Annotated in this window: 15 protein-coding genes and 1 pseudogene; 7 read left to right on the top strand and 9 right to left on the bottom strand. The window is 70.5% G+C overall.

Annotation, left to right across the window (positions count from 1 at the left end; genetic code table 11):
• The first annotated feature begins 11 nt into the window (after positions 1 to 11).
• A complete protein-coding gene (locus AC1RAD_RS06170; RefSeq protein WP_492734191.1) occupies positions 12 to 1,217 on the top strand; it encodes a patatin-like phospholipase family protein in 1,206 nt (401 codons plus the stop codon).
• Between the two features lie 31 nt (positions 1,218 to 1,248).
• Here the strand turns inward: AC1RAD_RS06170 and AC1RAD_RS06165 are convergent, their stop codons facing one another.
• The 3 genes and pseudogenes from AC1RAD_RS06165 to AC1RAD_RS06155 form a co-directional block, all read right to left on the bottom strand.
• Positions 1,249 to 2,508, bottom strand: coding sequence for a M20 family metallo-hydrolase (locus AC1RAD_RS06165; RefSeq protein WP_370869605.1), 1,260 nt, complete (start codon positions 2,506 to 2,508; stop codon positions 1,249 to 1,251).
• Between the two features lie 15 nt (positions 2,509 to 2,523).
• Positions 2,524 to 3,693, bottom strand: a pseudogene (locus AC1RAD_RS06160) (diaminopropionate ammonia-lyase); the annotation flags it as partial.
• Between the two features lie 28 nt (positions 3,694 to 3,721).
• Positions 3,722 to 4,903, bottom strand: coding sequence for a M20 aminoacylase family protein (locus tag AC1RAD_RS06155; RefSeq protein ID WP_492734190.1), 1,182 nt, complete (start codon positions 4,901 to 4,903; stop codon positions 3,722 to 3,724).
• An 88-nt stretch (positions 4,904 to 4,991) separates the two neighbouring features.
• On the opposite strand from AC1RAD_RS06155, the gene AC1RAD_RS06150 reads away from it, so the two are divergent.
• The gene (locus AC1RAD_RS06150; protein WP_095743953.1) at positions 4,992 to 5,465 is read left to right on the top strand and encodes an Lrp/AsnC family transcriptional regulator; all 474 of its coding nucleotides are present in this window, start codon (positions 4,992 to 4,994) and stop codon (positions 5,463 to 5,465) included.
• Positions 5,466 to 5,471: 6 nt separating this feature from the next.
• Here the strand turns inward: AC1RAD_RS06150 and AC1RAD_RS06145 are convergent, their stop codons facing one another.
• The 4 genes from AC1RAD_RS06145 to AC1RAD_RS06130 form a co-directional block, all read right to left on the bottom strand.
• Entirely contained in the window at positions 5,472 to 5,927 is a 456-nt protein-coding gene (locus AC1RAD_RS06145) for a hypothetical protein (protein ID WP_492734189.1), read from the bottom strand.
• Between the two features lie 84 nt (positions 5,928 to 6,011).
• Complete coding sequence (locus tag AC1RAD_RS06140) at positions 6,012 to 6,713, bottom strand: YceH family protein (protein ID WP_492734188.1); 702 nt, start codon at positions 6,711 to 6,713, stop codon at positions 6,012 to 6,014.
• Positions 6,714 to 6,760: 47 nt separating this feature from the next.
• Positions 6,761 to 7,486, bottom strand: coding sequence for a phosphodiester glycosidase family protein (locus tag AC1RAD_RS06135; protein WP_492734187.1), 726 nt, complete (start codon positions 7,484 to 7,486; stop codon positions 6,761 to 6,763).
• A gap of 23 nt (positions 7,487 to 7,509) precedes the next feature.
• A complete protein-coding gene (locus AC1RAD_RS06130; RefSeq protein WP_492734186.1) occupies positions 7,510 to 8,541 on the bottom strand; it encodes an isocitrate/isopropylmalate dehydrogenase family protein in 1,032 nt (343 codons plus the stop codon).
• A gap of 226 nt (positions 8,542 to 8,767) precedes the next feature.
• Between AC1RAD_RS06130 and metG the strand changes: the two genes are divergently transcribed.
• Positions 8,768 to 10,864, top strand: coding sequence for a methionine--tRNA ligase (gene metG, locus AC1RAD_RS06125; RefSeq protein WP_492734185.1), 2,097 nt, complete (start codon positions 8,768 to 8,770; stop codon positions 10,862 to 10,864).
• Positions 10,865 to 10,884: 20 nt separating this feature from the next.
• Here the strand turns inward: metG and AC1RAD_RS06120 are convergent, their stop codons facing one another.
• Positions 10,885 to 11,556 (bottom strand): GntR family transcriptional regulator, encoded by a 672-nt coding sequence (locus tag AC1RAD_RS06120; RefSeq protein ID WP_062478945.1) that lies wholly within the window; start codon positions 11,554 to 11,556, stop codon positions 10,885 to 10,887.
• A gap of 58 nt (positions 11,557 to 11,614) precedes the next feature.
• Here AC1RAD_RS06120 and AC1RAD_RS06115 point away from each other — a divergent pair, with 58 nt between their 5' ends.
• The 4 genes from AC1RAD_RS06115 to AC1RAD_RS06100 are packed head-to-tail and all read left to right on the top strand — an operon-like array spanning position 11,615 to position 14,794.
• On the top strand, positions 11,615 to 12,370 hold the full coding sequence (locus AC1RAD_RS06115) for an enoyl-CoA hydratase/isomerase family protein (protein ID WP_492734184.1): 756 nt from the start codon (positions 11,615 to 11,617) through the stop codon (positions 12,368 to 12,370).
• A 42-nt stretch (positions 12,371 to 12,412) separates the two neighbouring features.
• The gene (locus tag AC1RAD_RS06110) at positions 12,413 to 13,387 is read left to right on the top strand and encodes a Bug family tripartite tricarboxylate transporter substrate binding protein (protein ID WP_062478940.1); all 975 of its coding nucleotides are present in this window, start codon (positions 12,413 to 12,415) and stop codon (positions 13,385 to 13,387) included.
• Entirely contained in the window at positions 13,384 to 14,583 is a 1,200-nt protein-coding gene (locus AC1RAD_RS06105; protein WP_369644461.1) for a CaiB/BaiF CoA transferase family protein, read from the top strand. Before AC1RAD_RS06110 ends, AC1RAD_RS06105 begins: the two co-directional genes overlap by 4 nt.
• Positions 14,570 to 14,794, top strand: a complete 225-nt coding sequence (locus tag AC1RAD_RS06100; RefSeq protein ID WP_369644462.1) for a hypothetical protein — start codon at positions 14,570 to 14,572, stop codon at positions 14,792 to 14,794. The genes AC1RAD_RS06105 and AC1RAD_RS06100 overlap by 14 nt, the downstream gene beginning before the upstream one ends.
• Before the next feature lie 7 nt (positions 14,795 to 14,801).
• On the opposite strand, the gene AC1RAD_RS06095 is transcribed toward AC1RAD_RS06100, so the two are convergent.
• Complete coding sequence (locus AC1RAD_RS06095) at positions 14,802 to 16,514, bottom strand: hydrogenase maturation protein (RefSeq protein ID WP_492734183.1); 1,713 nt, start codon at positions 16,512 to 16,514, stop codon at positions 14,802 to 14,804.
• Between the last annotated feature and the right edge of the window lie 11 nt (positions 16,515 to 16,525).

Raw genomic sequence — 16,525 nt, 5'->3', positions numbered from 1 at the left:
ACACCGACGCAATGCCCGAGACAAGCCCCGCCACCGGCCTGCTGCTGACAGGCGGCGGCGCCCGCGCCGCCTACCAGGTCGGCGTGCTCGAAGCCATCGCCGAGATCCGGCGCGACGCCGTGGCGGCGGGTGCGGCCATCGGCGGCGGCAACCCGTTCCAGATCATCACCGGCACCTCGGCCGGCGCCATCAACGCCGCGGCGCTGGCCTGCGGCGCCGACGACTTCGACCGCGTGGTCGCGCACATCGCGCAGGTGTGGGGCGAGTTCCGCGCCGAGCAGATCTACCGCGCCGACTCGCTCTCGGTGCTCGGCAGCGGCGCGCGCTGGCGCATGCTGCTCGGCCTGGGGCGCTTTGCCGCCAACTGGATGCGCATCAAGCCGAAGTCGCTGCTCGACAACTCCCCGCTGGCCGGCCTGCTGCAACGCCTGGTGCCGCTGGACCGCCTGCCGACGCTCATGCAGCAGGGCCACGTGCAGGCGCTGGCCGTCACGGCCTCGAGCTACAGCTCGGGCGAGCACGTGACCTTCTTCGAGGCGGCGGTGCCGATGGAGCCCTGGGTGCGCTCGCAGCGCCTGTCGGTGCGCGACCGCATCACGCACGCGCACCTGATGGCCTCGTCGGCCATTCCCTTCGTATTCCCGGCCACGGCGCTGCCGATGCCGCCGGGCCACACCGAGTACTTCGGCGACGGCTCGATGCGCCAGTCGGCGCCCATCGCGGCGGCGATCCACCTGGGCGCGCAGCGCATCGTGGTGATCGGCGCGGGCCGCATGCACGAGCCGCGCGACGAGGCCGCGCCCAACACCCACAGCGGCTACCCGACCATGGCGCAGATCGCCGGCCATGCGCTGTCGAGCATCTTTCTGGATGCGCTGGCGGTCGACATCGAGCGCCTGCGCCGCATCAACCACACGCTGGGCCTCATTCCCGAAGAAGCGCGCGCCGCGAGCACGCTGCGCCCGCTCGACCTGCTTGTGATCTCGCCCTCGGAGCGCATCGACATGATCGCAGCGCGCCACGTCGACGCGCTGCCGGGCGCCGTGCGGCACCTGCTGGGCGGCTCGAAGGTCGCGGCCGACGTGAAGGGCGGCGCGCTCGCGAGCTACCTGCTGTTCGAGTCGGCCTACACGCGCGAGCTCATGGCGCTGGGGCGCGCGGACGCGATGCGCCAGCGCGACGAGGTGCTGCGGTTCTTCGGGTGGGTGCCGAAGTGACGGCGCACGCGGCCGGCTGAGCTCCCGCCGCTCAGTCCGCCTCGTCCAGCAGCCCCAGCACCACGTCCAGCAGCACGTTCGCGCCCTGCGCCAGGTCGGCGCTCGCCGTGTGCTCCTTCGGGTTGTGGCTGATGCCGCGCGCGCTCGGCACGAAGACCATGGCGGCGGGCGCGATGCGCGCCATCATCTGTGCGTCGTGGCCCGCGCCCGAGGTCATGCGGCGGTGGCTCAGGCCGCGGGCGTGCGCGCTGGCCTCGACGAGGCGCACCAGCCGTTCATCGAACTGCACCGGTTCGAAGCGCGCCAGCGTGCGGGCTTCGATGGTCACGCCTTCGGTTGTTTCGAGTTGCCGCAGGTAGTCCGCCAACTCGCCTTCGGCGTCCTTCAGCGTCGCCTCGTCGGTGTTGCGCAGGTCGACCGTGAGCGTGGCGCGCGCCGCGATCACGTTGATGAGATTCGGGTGCAGGTCGATCGCGCCGACGGTCGCGACCTGGCTGCCGCCGTAGCGGCGTGCCAGCTCGCGCACGAACACCGCGATGGCGGCGGCGCAGTAGCCGGCGTCGTGGCGCAGGTGCATGGGCGTGGTGCCCGCGTGGTTCGACTGGCCGGTGACGACGATCTCCTGCCACGAGATGCCCTGCAGGTCGGCCACCGCGCCGATGGTGACGCCCTCGGCCTCCAGCACCGGGCCCTGCTCGATGTGCAGTTCGACGAACGCATGCGGCACCAGCGCGCCGCAGGCCATGTTGCCCGCGTAGCCGATGCGCGCGAGCTCGTCGCCCAGCCGCGCGCCGTCGGTGGCGACGGTGTCGAGCGCCGCGTCGAGCGCCAGGCCGCCCGCGTGCACCAGCGAGCCCATCATGTCGGGCATGAAGCGCACGCCCTCCTCGTTGGTGAACGCGGCGACCACGAAGGGGCGCAGCGTCTGGCGCTGGCGTTCGTTGAGCCAGCGCACCACCTCCAGGCCCGCCAGCACGCCGTAGTTGCCGTCGTAGCGCCCGCCCGTGGCGACGGTGTCGATGTGGGAGCCGGTCATCACGGGCTTCGCATCGGGCAGCTGGCCGGGGCGGATGCCGAAGATGTTGCCGATGCGGTCGATGCGCACGGTGAGGCCCAGGTCGCGCATCCACTGCACGAGCCGGTCGCGGCCCGCGCGGTCGGCGTCGGTGAGCGCGATGCGGCAGACGCCGCCTTGTGCCGTCGCGCCGATGGCGGCGTGCTCGTCGATGCGCGCCATCAACGCCGCTTCGGCGATGCCTTCGCGCTGCAGCCATTGCGCCTGCGCCGCCACGACTTCTTTGCCCGTGCGGCCGGTCAGCGCGCGGTACACGCCGGGCGCGGTCGCGCCTTCGGTGCTGAACAGCAGCACGCGCGAAGTGGCGTCGAGGCCGGCGGCGCGCGCCAGTTCGGGGTCGGCCGCGAGCACTTGCAGCGCGGCCAGGCCGGCCGCGCCCGATTCGCCGACCAGCACGGGCACGTCGCCCGCCTCGCCGGTGGCGAAGGTGCGCATGGCGTGCTCGGCGTCGGCATCGGTGACGGTCATGAAGAGATCGACCGAGGGCTGCAGGAAGCGCCACGCGAGCGGCGAGGTCTCGCCGCAGGCCAGCCCCGCCATCACGGAATCGACGCTGCCGGTGGCGCGGTCGGGGCGACCGCTGCGCGCGCTCTGCAGCAGGCAGTCGGCCTGTTCGGGCTCGACGACGATCAGCGTCGGCCGCGCGGCGCCGTAGCGCTCCCAGAAATGGCTCGCCACGCCGGCCGCGAGCCCGCCAACGCCGCCCTGCACGATGACGTGGGTGAAGGGGCACGGCGCGCCGGGCGCGGTGTTCTCGAGCAGCTCGTCGACGAGGATGCCGTAGCCCTGCATCACGTCGCGCGGAATCTCTTCGTAGCCTTCGTAGGAGGTGTCGGAGACCACCTCCCAGCCGTTCACCCGGGCCAGGCGCGCGGCCTCTTCGACCGAAGCGTCGTAGTTGCCGGCGATGCGCACGATCTCGGCGCCGAGCGCGGCGATGGGCGCCTCACGCTCCTCGCTGACCTGCGCGTGCAGCACGATCACGCAGCGGCAGCCCATGCTCTGCGCAGCAGCGGCCAGCGCGCGGCCGTGGTTGCCATCGGTCGCACTGATGACGACGAAGTCGCGCAGCGCCTCGGCGTGCCGGCCCGCGAACAGGTCGGCGGGCGTCCAGCCCCGCTCGGGCCAGCGGCGCAGCACCAGGCGCAGCAGGGCCACGGGCGCACCGAGCACCTTGAAGCTGCCGAGCGCGGAGCGGCGCGATTCGTCTTTCACGACCACCTGCGCGACGCCCAGTTGCGCCGCGAGCCGGCGCAAGGGCCAGGCCGGTGTCGGTTGCGGCGAGAGCCGGTTCCAGGTGGACAGCCACTGGCGGCTCTCGCGGCCGCGTGCGATGTTCATGACGGCCTGCAGGGCCGCGTCGTAGCCGCGCCGTTGCGCGTGGGGATTGGCGAAGAGCATGGGAAGAAAACCGGAAAAGAAGAATGGATCAGGCGGCGGTGCGCACAGGAAGCCGCTGGCGCACGATTTCCGCGAAGTAGCGCGCGCCCGTCGTCAGCACCGCGTCGTTGAAGTCGTAGCGGCCGTTGTGCAGCGGCGTGCCGCCGGGCTCGCCCTCGGCGCCGTTGCCCAGGAAGACGAAGGCGCCCGGCACGGCGCGCAAGAAGGCACCGAAGTCTTCCGAGATCATCATCGGCGCCACGTTCGCATCGACCTTCTCGGCGCCCACCACGGCCGTGGCGGCGGCCACCGCGGTCGGCACGCATTCGGCCCAGTTCACGGTGGGCGCGAACTCGTGCGTGTAGCTGAAGGTGCACTCCGCGCCGTGCATGCGGCAGATGCCTTCGCTGATCTCGCGCATGCGCGCCTCGAGCATGCGCTGCACGGCGGGGTCGTAGCTGCGCGTGTCGCCCTTGATGACCACGTTCGACGGAATCGCGTTGCGGATGCCGTCGGTGATGAACTCGGTGCACGACACCACGGCCTGCGCGCCGGGGTCGAGCGTGCGCGAGACGATGGTCTGCAGCGCCAGCACGATCTGCGCGCCGATCACGATCGGGTCGATGCCCATGTGCGGCCGCGCGGCATGCGTGCCCCGGCCGTGGATGTGGATGACGAAGTTGTCCTCGCTCGCCATCAGGCCGCCCGCGCGCGTGGCGAAGGTGCCGGCGGGCAAGCCGGGCATGTTGTGCAGGCCGTAGATCTCGTCGACCGGAAAGCGCTCGAACAGGCCGTCGTCCATCATGGCCCGGGCGCCGCGGCCGTGTTCTTCGGCGGGCTGGAAGATGAAGCGCACGGTGCCGTCGAAATCGCGCCGCTCGCGCAGCAGCTGCGCGGCGCCGAGCACCATCGCCATGTGGCCATCGTGGCCGCAGGCGTGCATGCGCCCGGGCGTGACGGAGGCGTAGGGCCGCTCGGTCGCCAGCTCGGTGATGGCCAGCGCGTCCATCTCGGCGCGCAGGCCGATCACGCCGGTCCCGCTGCCGACCGTGAGGCTGGCGACCAGCCCGGTGCCGCCGATGCCGGTGTGCACCTCGAGCCCCAGCGCCCGCAGCGCGCTGGCAATGAAGGCCGAGGTCTTCGCCTCCTCGAAGCCTGTCTCGGGCATCGCATGCAGTTGGTGCCGCCAGCCGGCCAGCTGGTCGCGCAGGGGTGCGTCAGGAAACTTCATGGCGAGATGCTATTGACAACGCAGCGGGACAGGTGCGCAAAATGAGCCGCTGCCACGCAACGTTTTTGCGTGAAGCCCGCCCTTTCTCATGACGCCCCTCGACGCCCTCGACCTGCACCTGCTCGAACTGATCCAGGCCGACAGCCGCCTCTCGCAGGGCGAACTCGGCGAGCGCATCCACCTGTCGACGGCGGCGGTGAACCGCCGGCTCAAGCGCCTGCGCGACGAGGGCGTGATCCAGCGCCACGGCGCCGTGCTGTCGCCGGCCGCGCTCGGGCACCCGCTCACCATCGTGGTCGAGGTCGAGGCCGAGAGCGAGCAGATCGAACGGCTCGACGCCATGAAGCAAAGCTTTCGCGACTGCCCGCAGGTGCAGCAGTGCTACTACGTGACGGGCGAGTGGGACTTCATCCTCGTGTGCGTGGTGCGCGACATGGCGCAATACACGGCGCTCACCCGCCAGCTGTTTTTCCAGAGCAACAACGTCAAGCGCTTTCGCACGCTGGTGACGATGGACCCGGTGAAGGTGAGCCTGGATGTGCCGGTGTCGGCGGGGGCGTGAGCCTGCTCAGCGCGCCGACAACATCGACCGCAGCATCAGCAGCACCGCGCCGACGATCGGTGCCAGCGCCAGCAACCGACCGGGTTCGAAGGCCAGCCCGGCGATGGCGCCGATGAAGCAGCCAACCTTGATCCACATCGCCACTGCGCCCCAGCCGCGCCCATGGGTCACGGCGAGCGCAACCAGCGCGACCCAGCCGATCGCGCCGCCGAGGACCGACAGCGTCCAGCTCAGCAGGTAGAGCGCCGAGTCCGCGTCGCGGAACGCGAGGGCCGTGCCCAGGCCGCGCCAGGTGTGCCACCAGCCGTCGAACAGCAGGAAGCCGGTGGCCGAGGCTGCCCACCAGAAGAAGGCGTAGAGGCTGGCCACGCCGGCCAGGGCCGCCAGCCCGCCCAGCAGGCGGCGGGTGATGTCGTCGAAGGGCGCGGGGTCGCGCCAGGCGGCTGTTTGTCCGTGGTCCATGGTCGGAGCTCCATTGGGTTCGCAATGGGTCCGACGGTAGGCGGCGAATGTGCGGGCTGGATGAAGCCTTTGTGAAGCGGGGGATCAGGCCTCGGGTACGTCCGGCGCGTCAGGAGAAATGCCCAGCTCCGAGCACACGCGCCCCAGCAGCGCCTTCAGCGACGCCACCTCGGCCTCGAGCCGCGCCACGTTGGCCCTGAGCGCCGCGACCTCGCCGAGCGAATCGCCGTGCGTGGCGAAGGCGCCGTCGCCCGAGGCGCCCGGCCCCGCCACCTCTTCCGCCGGCGGGCCGCTCAGCAGGTGCGCCCAGCGGCTTTCGCGCGAACCGGGCAGGCGCGCCAGCTTCACCACCAGCGCGCCGGCCGGGCGTTCGGCGAGTTCGTTGAGGAAGCCTTCGACCGACGAGATGTCGGCGAAGTTGTGCATGCGGTCGCAGGCGATGCGCAGCTCGCCGGCCGTTTGCGGGCCGCGCAGCATCAGCACGGTGAGCAGGATGACCGACTGCGACGGAATGCGCAGCACGCGGTCGGTGTTGTGCTCGTAGCGGAAAGCGCGCCCGCCGCTGGTCTCGGCCACGAGGCTGTAGCCCTTCAGGCTGTCGATGGCGGCCTGCACCTGCGACTCGCTGAGTTCGAGCACCGGGTTGCGGCTGGTCTTCTGGTTGCAGCCCGACACCAGCGAATTGAGCGTGAGCGGGTAGCTGTCGGGCACGGTGCGCTGCTTTTCGGCCAGCACGCCGAGGACGCGGGTTTCGAGGAGGGACAGGACGGGCAGCGGTGTGGACATGGCGCAGGAAGAAGAGACAGGGACAGAAGTGAAAAGGCAGCCGGGCCTCAAGGCGCCACCACGGCCAGCATCGGCCCGAGGTCGCGCACGAAGTCGTTGCGCTGCAGTGTCTTCGAATAGATCGCCGACACGGTGCCGTCGAGGTACAGCGCGTCGCGGCAATGCAGCACATCGCGCAAGTACAGCGCGAAGTCGTAGAAATTCACCGGTGTCTCGGCAAGGACGAAGACCGCGGCGGTGCCCGACACGCACACGCCGTTGCGCGTCTTGCGCGAATCCGAATTCGGAATGAGCGCCGGGTGCACCGCGCCGTGGCGCAGCAGCAGCGGGCCCGACTGGGTCGCCAGCTGCACACCGCCCTTCGCAGCGATCGACGGGTATTCCAACGCCTCGACGATGCGCGGCCCCTCGGCCGTCACCAGGAACACGCCGTTGGGCTTGCGAAAGAAATTGCCGACGCCGTCGGCCAGATTCAAAGGTGCTTCCTCGCGGCCTTCGCGCACCAGCAGCCCAACGGGTGCGAAGTCGGCGTGGTACATGCCGGCGTTCGCCGCGAACAGCAGTTGTTTGTTGCGCGCCTTCAGCCAGGCCTCGAGCCGGTCGAAGCGCTTGAAGGCGGTGCCGGTGTCGTCGTTCAGGAACAGCGCCAGCTTGTCGGTGCGCAGGTCGACCTTGACGACGGTGTAGCGCGGCGGCGCGTCCACGGCGCCGGCGGCGGACCACGCCAGGCCGGCGAGCAGGAAGACCAGCGCAGGCAGCAGCAGTTTTTTCATGCGACCTGCACTGTCTGCTTTTCTCAGCCGCCGTGGATGCGCGCGACCAGCGCCTTCGTGAAGGCCGCCGTGCCGGCGCTACCGCCGAGGTCGCCGGTGCGCACGTTGTCCAGGTTGAGCGTCTGGTCGATGGCGGTGCGCAGGCGCGTGGCCAGTTCGGGCCGCTTGACGTGGTCGAGCATGAGCGCGGCCGCCAGCATCAGCGCGATCGGGTTGGCGATGCCCTTGCCGGCGATGTCGGGCGCCGAGCCGTGCACGGCCTCGAAGATCGCGGCGTTGGTGCCGATGTTGGCGCCGGGCGCCATGCCCAGGCCGCCGACCAGGCCGGCCACGAGGTCCGAGAGGATGTCGCCGAACAGGTTGGTGGTCACCAGCATGTCGAACTGCCAGGGGTTGAGCACCAGCTTCATCGCGCAGGCGTCGATGATCACGGTGTCGAGCTCGAACTGGCCCTTGTACTTCTCTTCGTACAGGTCCAGGCCGGTCTCCAGGAAGATGCCGGTGAGCGCCTTCATGATGTTGGCCTTGTGCACCAGCGTGACCTTCTTGCGGCCGGTGGCCACGGCGGTGTCGAACGCGTATTCGAGGATGCGCCGGCTGCCCTTGCGGGTGTTGACGCCGGTGGCCATGGCCACGGCGTGCGGGTCGCCGTCGATGGGCACGTAGTGCTCGTGGCCGATGTACAGGCCCTCGAGGTTCTCGCGCACCACGGTCAGGTCGATGTTGTCGTAGCGCCCGCCCGGGATGATGGTGCGCGCGGGACGCAGGTTGGCGTACAGCTGGAACTCCTCACGCAGGCGCACGTTCGACGAGCGGTAGCCGCCGCCCGAGGGGGTTTCGAGCGGGCCCTTGAGCGCCAGGCGGGTGCTGCGGATGCTGTCCAGCGTGGCCTTGGGCAGCGGGTCGCCCGAGGCCTTGACGCCGCCCAGGCCGGCGATCTGGGTGTCCCACACGAAGGGCGCCTTCAGCGCGTCGAGCGCCGCCAGGGTCGCGTCGACGATCTCGGGGCCGATGCCGTCGCCGGGGATGAGGGTTGCGGGGATCGAGGTGGTCATCGGCGGCGGCTCACTTTCAGTAAAGAGGCTGCGAGCATACGTCGCACGGGCGACACCCCCGTGGGCTCAGGGGTCACTCCGGGTACCCCGCCGGCGGGGTGAGCAGCCCCATGGCGGCGCCCCCGGGACGGGCCGCCTAAAATGCCCGGTTCCCGGACGCGGCCCCTGGCCGCCTCCACGGGCCCCGCGCCCCTTCCGTTCGTCACTCCCGAAAGCGCCCTCCCCGATGTCCGCCCCGCGCAAGCTCTTCGTCACCACCGCCCTGCCGTATGCCAACGGCAAGTTCCACATCGGCCACATGATGGAATACATCCAGGCCGACATCTGGGTGCGGAACCAGCGAATGAATGGCGCCGACGTCAACTTCGTGTGCGCCGACGACGCGCACGGCGCGGCCATCACCATCGCGGCCGACAAGGCCGGCGTGACGCCGCAGGCCTTCGTGGCCGAGATCGCCGCGGGCCGCAAGCCCTACCTCGACGGCTACCACATCGCCTTCGACAACTGGCACTCGACCGACGCGCCCGAGAACCACCAGCTCGCGCAGGACATCTACCGCGACCTGCGCGCCAACGGCCTCATCGAGACCAAGAGCGTCGAGCAGTTCTACGACCCGGCCAAGGGCATGTTCCTGGCCGACCGCTTCATCAAGGGCGAGTGCCCCAACTGCCACTCGAAGGACCAGTACGGCGACAACTGCGAGGTGTGCGGCGCCGTGTACGCGCCCACCGAGCTGATCAACCCGTACTCGGCGCTGTCGGGCGCCAAGCCCGAGCTGCGCAGCTCGGAACACTTCTTCTTCAAGCTGTCGGACCCGCGCTGCGAGGCCTACCTGAAGGAATGGACCGCCGCCCCCGGCCACGTGCAGCCCGAGGTGCAGAACAAGATCCGCGAGTGGCTCTACAAGGACGACGAAGGCAAGGGCGGCCTGGGCGACTGGGACATCAGCCGCGACGCGCCCTACTTCGGCATCGAGATCCCCGATGCGCCGGGTAAGTACTTCTACGTGTGGCTCGACGCGCCCGTGGGCTACCTGGCGTCGCTCAAGAACCTGCTGGACAAGCGCTGCATCGAGCTGGGCGGCGACGGCATCTCGTACACCGAGTACATGGCCGACCCCGAGCTGGAGCAGGTGCACTTCATCGGCAAGGACATCATCACCTTCCACACGCTGTTCTGGCCCGCGATGCTGCATTTCAGCGGCCGCAAGGCGCCCAACGCCGTGTACGTGCACGGCCACCTGACGGTGAGCGGCGAGAAGATGAGCAAGAGCCGCGGCACCGGCATCGATCCGCTCAAGTACCTGTCGATCGGCCTGGACCCCGAATGGCTGCGCTACTACATCGCTGCCAAGCTCAACGGCCGCAACGAGGACATCGACTTCAACCCCGACGACTTCGTGGCGCGCGTGAACAGCGACCTCGTGGGCAAGTACATCAACATCGCCAGCCGCGCGGCCGGCTTCATCGGCAAGCGCTTCGGCGGCCAGCTGGGCGCGGTGTCGGCCGACGGCGAAACGCTGTTGTCCACGCTGCGTGCTGCGGCCTCGCAGGTGCAGTCGCTGTACGACGGCCGCGACTACGCCCGCGCGCTGCGCGAGGTGATGGCGCTGGCCGACAAGGTGAACGAGTACGTCGACCAGAACAAGCCCTGGGAACTGGCCAAGAAGGAAGGCGCCGAGGCGCGCCTGCACGACGTGTGCACGGTGTGCATCGAGGCCTTCCGCCTGCTCACGCTGTACCTGAAGCCGGTGCTGCCGGCGCTGGCCGTGAACGTCGAGGCCTTCCTGAAGATCGCACCGCTGGTCTGGGCCGACGCGGCGCAGGCTCTGCCGGCCGGCCACGCCATCGGCGACTACAAGCACCTGATGCAGCGCGCCGACCCCAAGCAGGTCGACAAGCTGTTCGACGTGCCCGAAGCCGCGGCTGCCGCACCCGTCGCCACCGAAGCGCAGGAGCTGCCCGGCGGCGAAGCCATCGCGCCGACCATCACCATCGACGACTTCGCGAAGATCGACCTGCGCATCGCGAAGATCGTGGCCTGCGAGAAGGTCGAGGGCTCGACCAAGCTGCTGCGCCTGACGCTCGACGCGGGCGAAGGCAAGACGCGCAACGTGTTCAGCGGCATCGCCTCGGCCTACCAGCCGGAACAGCTCGTGGGCAAGCTCACCGTGCTGGTCGCCAACCTCGCGCCGCGCAAGATGAAGTTCGGCGTCAGCGAAGGCATGGTGCTGGCCGCGAGCCACGGCGACGAAAAGGCCCACCCGGGCATCCACGTGCTCGAGCCCTGGGCGGGCGCGACGCCGGGCATGCGCGTGCGCTGACCCGACGACGCAAAGAAGAACTAGCCGAACTTGTTGTTCAACACGAGGTCGGCAAACACCTTGCCGCCCACCGAGATGTGGTCACGCATCGCCTCCGCGGCGTTGTCCGCGTGGCCTTTCAGAATCCACTCGACCACCCGTTCGTGCTCCCGCTGTGAAGCGGCGAGCCGGCCGGGCTTCTCGAACATCCGCCCGCGGTAGGCCGAGATGCGCAGCCGCACGGTCTGCGCCTGCTCCACGATGAAGGGGTTGCCGCTGGCGCGGTAGATCACGTCGTGCAGCGCGGCGTTGGCCTGCTGGTAGGCCTCGGCGTCGTCCGCCTGCGCCTGCGCGGCGGTGCCGGCCAGGGCGCGCAGCAACTCCTCGCGCAGCGCCGGGCCGATGCGCAGCGCGGCCAGCCGCGCCAGCACGCCTTCGAGCTCGCCGAGCGCTTCCATCATCGCCACCAGTTCGTTCGCCCGCAGCTGGCGCACGTAGATGCCGGTGCGCGGAACGATGTCGACCAGCCCGCGCGCACTGAGCAGCAGCAGCGCCTCCCGCACCGGCGTGCGCGAGGTGTTGAAGCTCAGGGCCAGGGCCTTTTCGTCGATGGCCATGCCGGGCGACAGCACGCCGCCCAGGATGTCTTGTTCGAGCCGGGCGCGGATGCGGTCCTGCAGGCTGTGGGTGTCGAGGGTTTTCGCGGGTTGCATGGCGATCTGGATATTAGCTAACCTTACAGATATATCAATTCATCTGTTTGGTACATCAATGTCTCCCACCCTCGCGATCGACGGCCACGTGGCCTATCTGACGCTGCACCGTCCCCAGGCCGCCAACAAGCTCACGCCGGACGATCTTCCCGTGCTGATCCAGCATGTGGACACAGTGAACCGCACGCCCGAGGTGCTGGTGCTGGTCCTGCGCGCCGAGGGCAAGTACTTCTGCAGCGGATTTGATATATCAGAAGTGGCCACCCAGAGCCAGACCGAGGGCCGCAGCTTCGGCGAGATGGTCGATGTGTTCGAAAACTGCCGCGCCGTCACCATCGCGGCGGTGCACGGCGGCGTCTACGGCGGCGCGACCGACCTCGTGCTGGCCTGCGACTTCCGCGTAGGCGCCCGCAGCGCCGAGATGTTCATGCCGGCCGCCCGGCTCGGCCTGCACTACTACCAGAGCGGCATGGAACGCTACGTGTCGCGGCTGGGGTTGGACACGGCCAAGCGCCTCTTTCTCACCGCCGAGAAGTTCGACGGCGCCGCCATGCGCGACTGCGGCTTTCTCACGCAGCTGGTCGACGACGCCGCCGCGCTCGACACCGAGGTGCAGCGCCTGCGCACCGTGCTCGCCGGCATGGCGCCGCTGGCGCTGCTGGGCATGAAGAAGCACCTGAACCAGATCGCGCGCGGCACCGCCGACGCCGCCGCGATCTCGCGCGAGGTGCAGCGCACCGTCGCCTCCGAAGACCTCGCCGAGGGCGGCCGGGCCTGGCGCGAGAAGCGCACGCCGGTGTTCCAGGGCCGCTGAGCGCGCCCGCCCCTTCCCCATACAAGACCCAGGAGACAACCCATGAAGCAAGAACTGCGAGCCCTCTCGTTCGCCGCCGCCGCGCTGCTGGCCTCGGCCGGCGCACTGGCCGACACCTACCCCTCGCGCCCGATCACGCTGCTGGTGGGCTTCCCCGCCGGCGGCGGCGCCGACACCGTGGCGCGCATCGTCGGCGACAAGCTGGGCAAGCTGCTCGGCCAGCCGATCGTCATCGACAACAAGCCGGGCGCGGGCACCACCATCGCGTCGGACCAGGTCGCGCGCGCCGCACCCGACGGCTACACGCTGCTGCTGGGCAGCGCCAACCTCTACGGCAGCGACAAGCTGCTCTACAAGAGCGTGAAGTACGACGGTGCGAAGAGCTTCGTGCCGATCTCGCGCTGGAGTTCCGCGCCAATGCTGCTCGCGGTGAACAAGGACGTGAGCGCCAAGACCGTGCAGGCGCTGATCGCCGAGGCGCGGCAGAACCCCGGCAAGCTGGCGTACTCGTCGTCGGGCGCGGGCGTGGTGACGCACCTGGCGGGCCTGTCGTTCGAGAAGGCGGCCGGCGTGCAGATGCTGCACGTGCCGTACAAGGGCGGCGCGCCGTCGATCCAGGCCGTGGCCGCGGGCGACGTGCAGCTCACCTTCGGCACGCCGCCCTCGGTGCTGCCGATGGCGCAGGGCCAGAAGCTGCGCGTGCTGGCCGTTACCTCGGGCCAGCGCTCGCCGCTCTTTCCCGACGTGCCCAGCGTGGCCGAGGCCGGCGTGAAGGGCTACGACTACACCTTCTGGTTCGGCCTCTTCGGCCCGGCCGGCCTGCCGCCGGAGGTGGCGCAGAAGCTGTTCGACGCCAGCGTGGCGGCGCTGAACGATCCCGAGGTCAAGGCGCGGATGGAGAAGTCGGGCAACGAGTCGGCGCCGTCGAAGTCGCTGGCCGAATTCCGCGCCTGGGCTCTGGCCGAAGGCGCGAAGTCGAAGGAACTCACCGAGCGCTCGGGCGCGAGCGTCGAATGACCGCGCACGCACCCAAGGCAGGCCCGCTGCAGGGCTTCACCGTCATCGACCTCACGCGCGTGCTCGCGGGCCCGTACTGCACGCTGCTGCTCGCCGACCTGGGCGCGCGCGTCATCAAGGTGGAACAACCCGGCCTGGGCGACGACGCGCGGCAGATCGGCCCCTTCGTCGAGGGCGATTCGGCCTACTTCATGTCGGTCAACCGCAACAAGGAGTCGATCGCGCTCGACCTGAAGGCACCGGCCGACCGCGCGGTCTTCGAGCAGCTGCTGGCCACGGCCGACGTGCTGGTCGAGAACTTCCGGCCCGGCACGATGGAAAAGCTGGGCTACGACTGGCCGACGCTGCACGCGCGCTTTCCGAAACTCGTGTTCACTTCGGTCTCGGGTTTCGGCCAGACCGGCCCGTACAGCAGGCGCCCCGCCTACGACATGGTGGTGCAGGCGATGGGCGGCATCATGAGCCTCACCGGCCACCCGGGCGCGCCGCCGACGCGCGTGGGCGTGTCGATCGGCGACCTGGGCGCCGGGCTGTACGCGGCCGTCGGCACGCAGGCCGCGCTGCTGCAGCGCGGGCGCACCGGGCTGGGGGACCGGGTCGACGTGGCGATGCTCGACTGCCAGGTCGCGCTGCTCGAGAACGCGATCTCGCGCATGGAGGCCGAAGGCCGCGCGCCGGGGCCGATCGGCTCGCGGCACCCGTCGATCACGCCCTTCGACGTGTTCCGCGCGGCCGACGGCTGGTTCGTGATCGCGGCGGGCAACGACGCGCTGTTCCAGCGCCTGTGCACGGCCCTCGAGCTGCCCGCGCTCGCCGGAGACGCCCGCTTTGCCACCAACCCGGCGCGCTGCCAGCACCACGAGGCGCTCAAGCAGTTGCTCGAAGAGCGCCTGTCGACCGCGCCCTGCGCGCACTGGCAGGCGCTGCTGATGCAGCACAACATCCCCACCGGCGACTACAACGACGTGGCGGCGGTGGTGAACGACCCGCAGGTGCAGGCGCGCGAGATGCTGGTGCAGGTGCGCACGCAGGGCGGCCAGCCGCTCACGGTGGCGGGCAACCCGGTGCACGTCGGTGGGCTGCGCACGCAGGTGCGACGGCAACCGCCGCGGCTGGACCAGGACCGCGAGGCGATCCTGGCGTCACTCGCCCGATCCAGCGCTGCGGGTGCAGAATCCGCCCATGCAACGCCGTGACCGCCTCCGCCCCTTCGTCCTTTCCGCACTCGGCCTCGCGGGTGCGCTGCTGCTGAGCGGCTGCGCGGTGGTCAGCGTCGCGAGCACGGCCGTGAGCGTGGGCGCCGGCGCAGTCGGCCTCGCGGCCGATGCCGCCATCGGCACCGCGCGCATCACCGGCAAGGCCGTGGGCGCGGCGGCCGACGCGGTGATTCCCGACAGCAAGGACTGACGGCCGTTCAGCGCGGCAGGCCCAGCGCCGCGAGGTGCGCGGGCGTGTGCTGTGCTTTCTCCTTGCGCACGAAGGCCGAGCGCAGCGCCGCGTGCGGCTCGGCGGGATCGAAGAAGTTGCGCCGCATGTGCGCCAGCTCCTCGTCGCGGTACGCCTGCAGCGGCTTGGCCGCTTCATCGCGCACACGCGCCGCTTGCTTGCCCGCCAGGCGCGCGGCCAGGTCCGGCGATGCCGCCAGTTGCGCGGCCAGCCGGCCGACCTCGTCGCCCAGTTCTTCCGGCGCAGCCTGCAGCACGCGCTGCGCCAAGCCCAGCGCCACCGCGCGCTTGGCGCTCACGGGCAGCGCCGACTGCGTGAGCCGCGCGGCCTCATCGGCGCCCACGCGGCGCGGCAGGCTGTAGGTCCAGTACTCGGAGCCATGCAGGCCCATGAGTTTGTAGTGCGGGTTGAGCACCACGCCGTCGCGGCACCACACCTCGTCGGCCGCGAGCGCGAGCATCACGCCGCCGGCCGCGGCATTGCCGCCCAGCGCGGCCACGGTGAGTCGGTCGGTGGTCGTGAGCACGGCCTCGACCAGGTCGTTCATGGCGTGGATGTTGGCCCATGACTCTTCGGCCGGATCGGCCGCCGCCTCGATCACGTTCAGGTGGATGCCGTTGGAGAAGAAGTCGCGCAGCCCGCCGAGCACCAGCACCGAGGTCGGGCGGGTGCAGGCGAAGCGGTAGGCAGCGAGCAGGCGCCGGCATTGCGCGGTGCTCATGGCCCCGCCCGCGAAAGAGAAGTTCAGCACGCCGACAGCGCCGTGCTCGCTGTAACGCATGTCGGTCCACGTGCGGCGACCGGCCGGCAACTCGAGCGGCGCAGGCACCTCGGGCAGGCCGGCGGGCAGCCGCGCGCCCAGCGCCTCGACGGCCGGCAGCTTATAGCTCGGCAAACCGGACCCCGGTTCGCGCCAGGGCCGCAGTTGGGTGAGCCAGACCGCACCGTCGACGGTGGCTCGGCAGACGGCGCCGGCGCGGGTGGCGATCAGTTCGCCGGGCGTGCCGCGCAGCTCGTCCTCGGCATGGCCGCCATGCAGGTACCACGGCGCGCCCAGCAGCTCGTCGAGCACGCCGGGCTGCGAATCGGCCGCGCGCAGCTGCCGCAGCACCGATTCGGTGGTCTGCGTGGCCCAGTCGATGCGGCGCTCGGCCTGCTTCATGAAGGGCCGCCAGCCGGCGGCGAGGTCGGCCGCCTTCTGCCGCTTCGGCTTGTAGGTGCCCGAGGCGAAGCGCTCGACGGCCAGCAGCACGGCGTCGACGGCGGCATCGGCCACCTCGCCGCGGTAGAGGTCGCTCTTGCCGGCCTGCGGCGGCACCTTCAGCGGCGACCAGGCCCAGACATCGCCCGCGTCCATCTCGGCCACGGCCTCGAGCACGGTGACGCCCCAGCTGTCGACGCCGCCCTGCAGCGTCCGGTCGAGCGAGGACGGGCCGCGGTCGCCGGGCGGGCCCGGATGCACGATCAGGCAGGTGTGGGCGCGCCAGACGTCCTCGGGAATCGCCGTGGTCAGCATCGGCGCGACGATCAATGCCGGCGCGTGCTGGCGCACGGCTTCACGCAGCGCCTCGTCATCGCCGAGCGCCAGCACGAGGCCCGCGGTGTGGCCCCGGTCCTGGAGCTCGGCCAGCACGCGCTGCGTGAGGCTGTTGAACGCGCTCGCGACGAGCAGGATGTGCATGGGCGACCTCA

It is taken from the genome of Variovorax sp. GW823-FHT04B03, assembly GCF_058796495.1.
This window is presented reverse-complemented; position numbering and strand designations above follow the sequence as displayed.

What these genes read in the sequence shown, in the direction of transcription:
- AC1RAD_RS06170 (WP_492734191.1), top strand. Translation starts at nt 12, where the DNA reads ATGCCCGAGACAAGCCCCGCCACCGGCCTGCTGCTGACAGGCGGCGGC.
- AC1RAD_RS06155 (WP_492734190.1), bottom strand. Translation starts at nt 4,903, where the DNA reads ATGAAGTTTCCTGACGCACCCCTGCGCGACCAGCTGGCCGGCTGGCGG.
- AC1RAD_RS06150 (WP_095743953.1), top strand. Translation starts at nt 4,992, where the DNA reads ATGACGCCCCTCGACGCCCTCGACCTGCACCTGCTCGAACTGATCCAG.
- AC1RAD_RS06145 (WP_492734189.1), bottom strand. Translation starts at nt 5,927, where the DNA reads ATGGACCACGGACAAACAGCCGCCTGGCGCGACCCCGCGCCCTTCGAC.
- AC1RAD_RS06140 (WP_492734188.1), bottom strand. Translation starts at nt 6,713, where the DNA reads ATGTCCACACCGCTGCCCGTCCTGTCCCTCCTCGAAACCCGCGTCCTC.
- AC1RAD_RS06135 (WP_492734187.1), bottom strand. Translation starts at nt 7,486, where the DNA reads ATGAAAAAACTGCTGCTGCCTGCGCTGGTCTTCCTGCTCGCCGGCCTG.
- AC1RAD_RS06130 (WP_492734186.1), bottom strand. Translation starts at nt 8,541, where the DNA reads ATGACCACCTCGATCCCCGCAACCCTCATCCCCGGCGACGGCATCGGC.
- metG (WP_492734185.1), top strand. Translation starts at nt 8,768, where the DNA reads ATGTCCGCCCCGCGCAAGCTCTTCGTCACCACCGCCCTGCCGTATGCC.
- AC1RAD_RS06120 (WP_062478945.1), bottom strand. Translation starts at nt 11,556, where the DNA reads ATGCAACCCGCGAAAACCCTCGACACCCACAGCCTGCAGGACCGCATC.
- AC1RAD_RS06115 (WP_492734184.1), top strand. Translation starts at nt 11,615, where the DNA reads ATGTCTCCCACCCTCGCGATCGACGGCCACGTGGCCTATCTGACGCTG.
- AC1RAD_RS06110 (WP_062478940.1), top strand. Translation starts at nt 12,413, where the DNA reads ATGAAGCAAGAACTGCGAGCCCTCTCGTTCGCCGCCGCCGCGCTGCTG.
- AC1RAD_RS06105 (WP_369644461.1), top strand. Translation starts at nt 13,384, where the DNA reads ATGACCGCGCACGCACCCAAGGCAGGCCCGCTGCAGGGCTTCACCGTC.
- AC1RAD_RS06100 (WP_369644462.1), top strand. Translation starts at nt 14,570, where the DNA reads ATGCAACGCCGTGACCGCCTCCGCCCCTTCGTCCTTTCCGCACTCGGC.
- AC1RAD_RS06095 (WP_492734183.1), bottom strand. Translation starts at nt 16,514, where the DNA reads ATGCACATCCTGCTCGTCGCGAGCGCGTTCAACAGCCTCACGCAGCGC.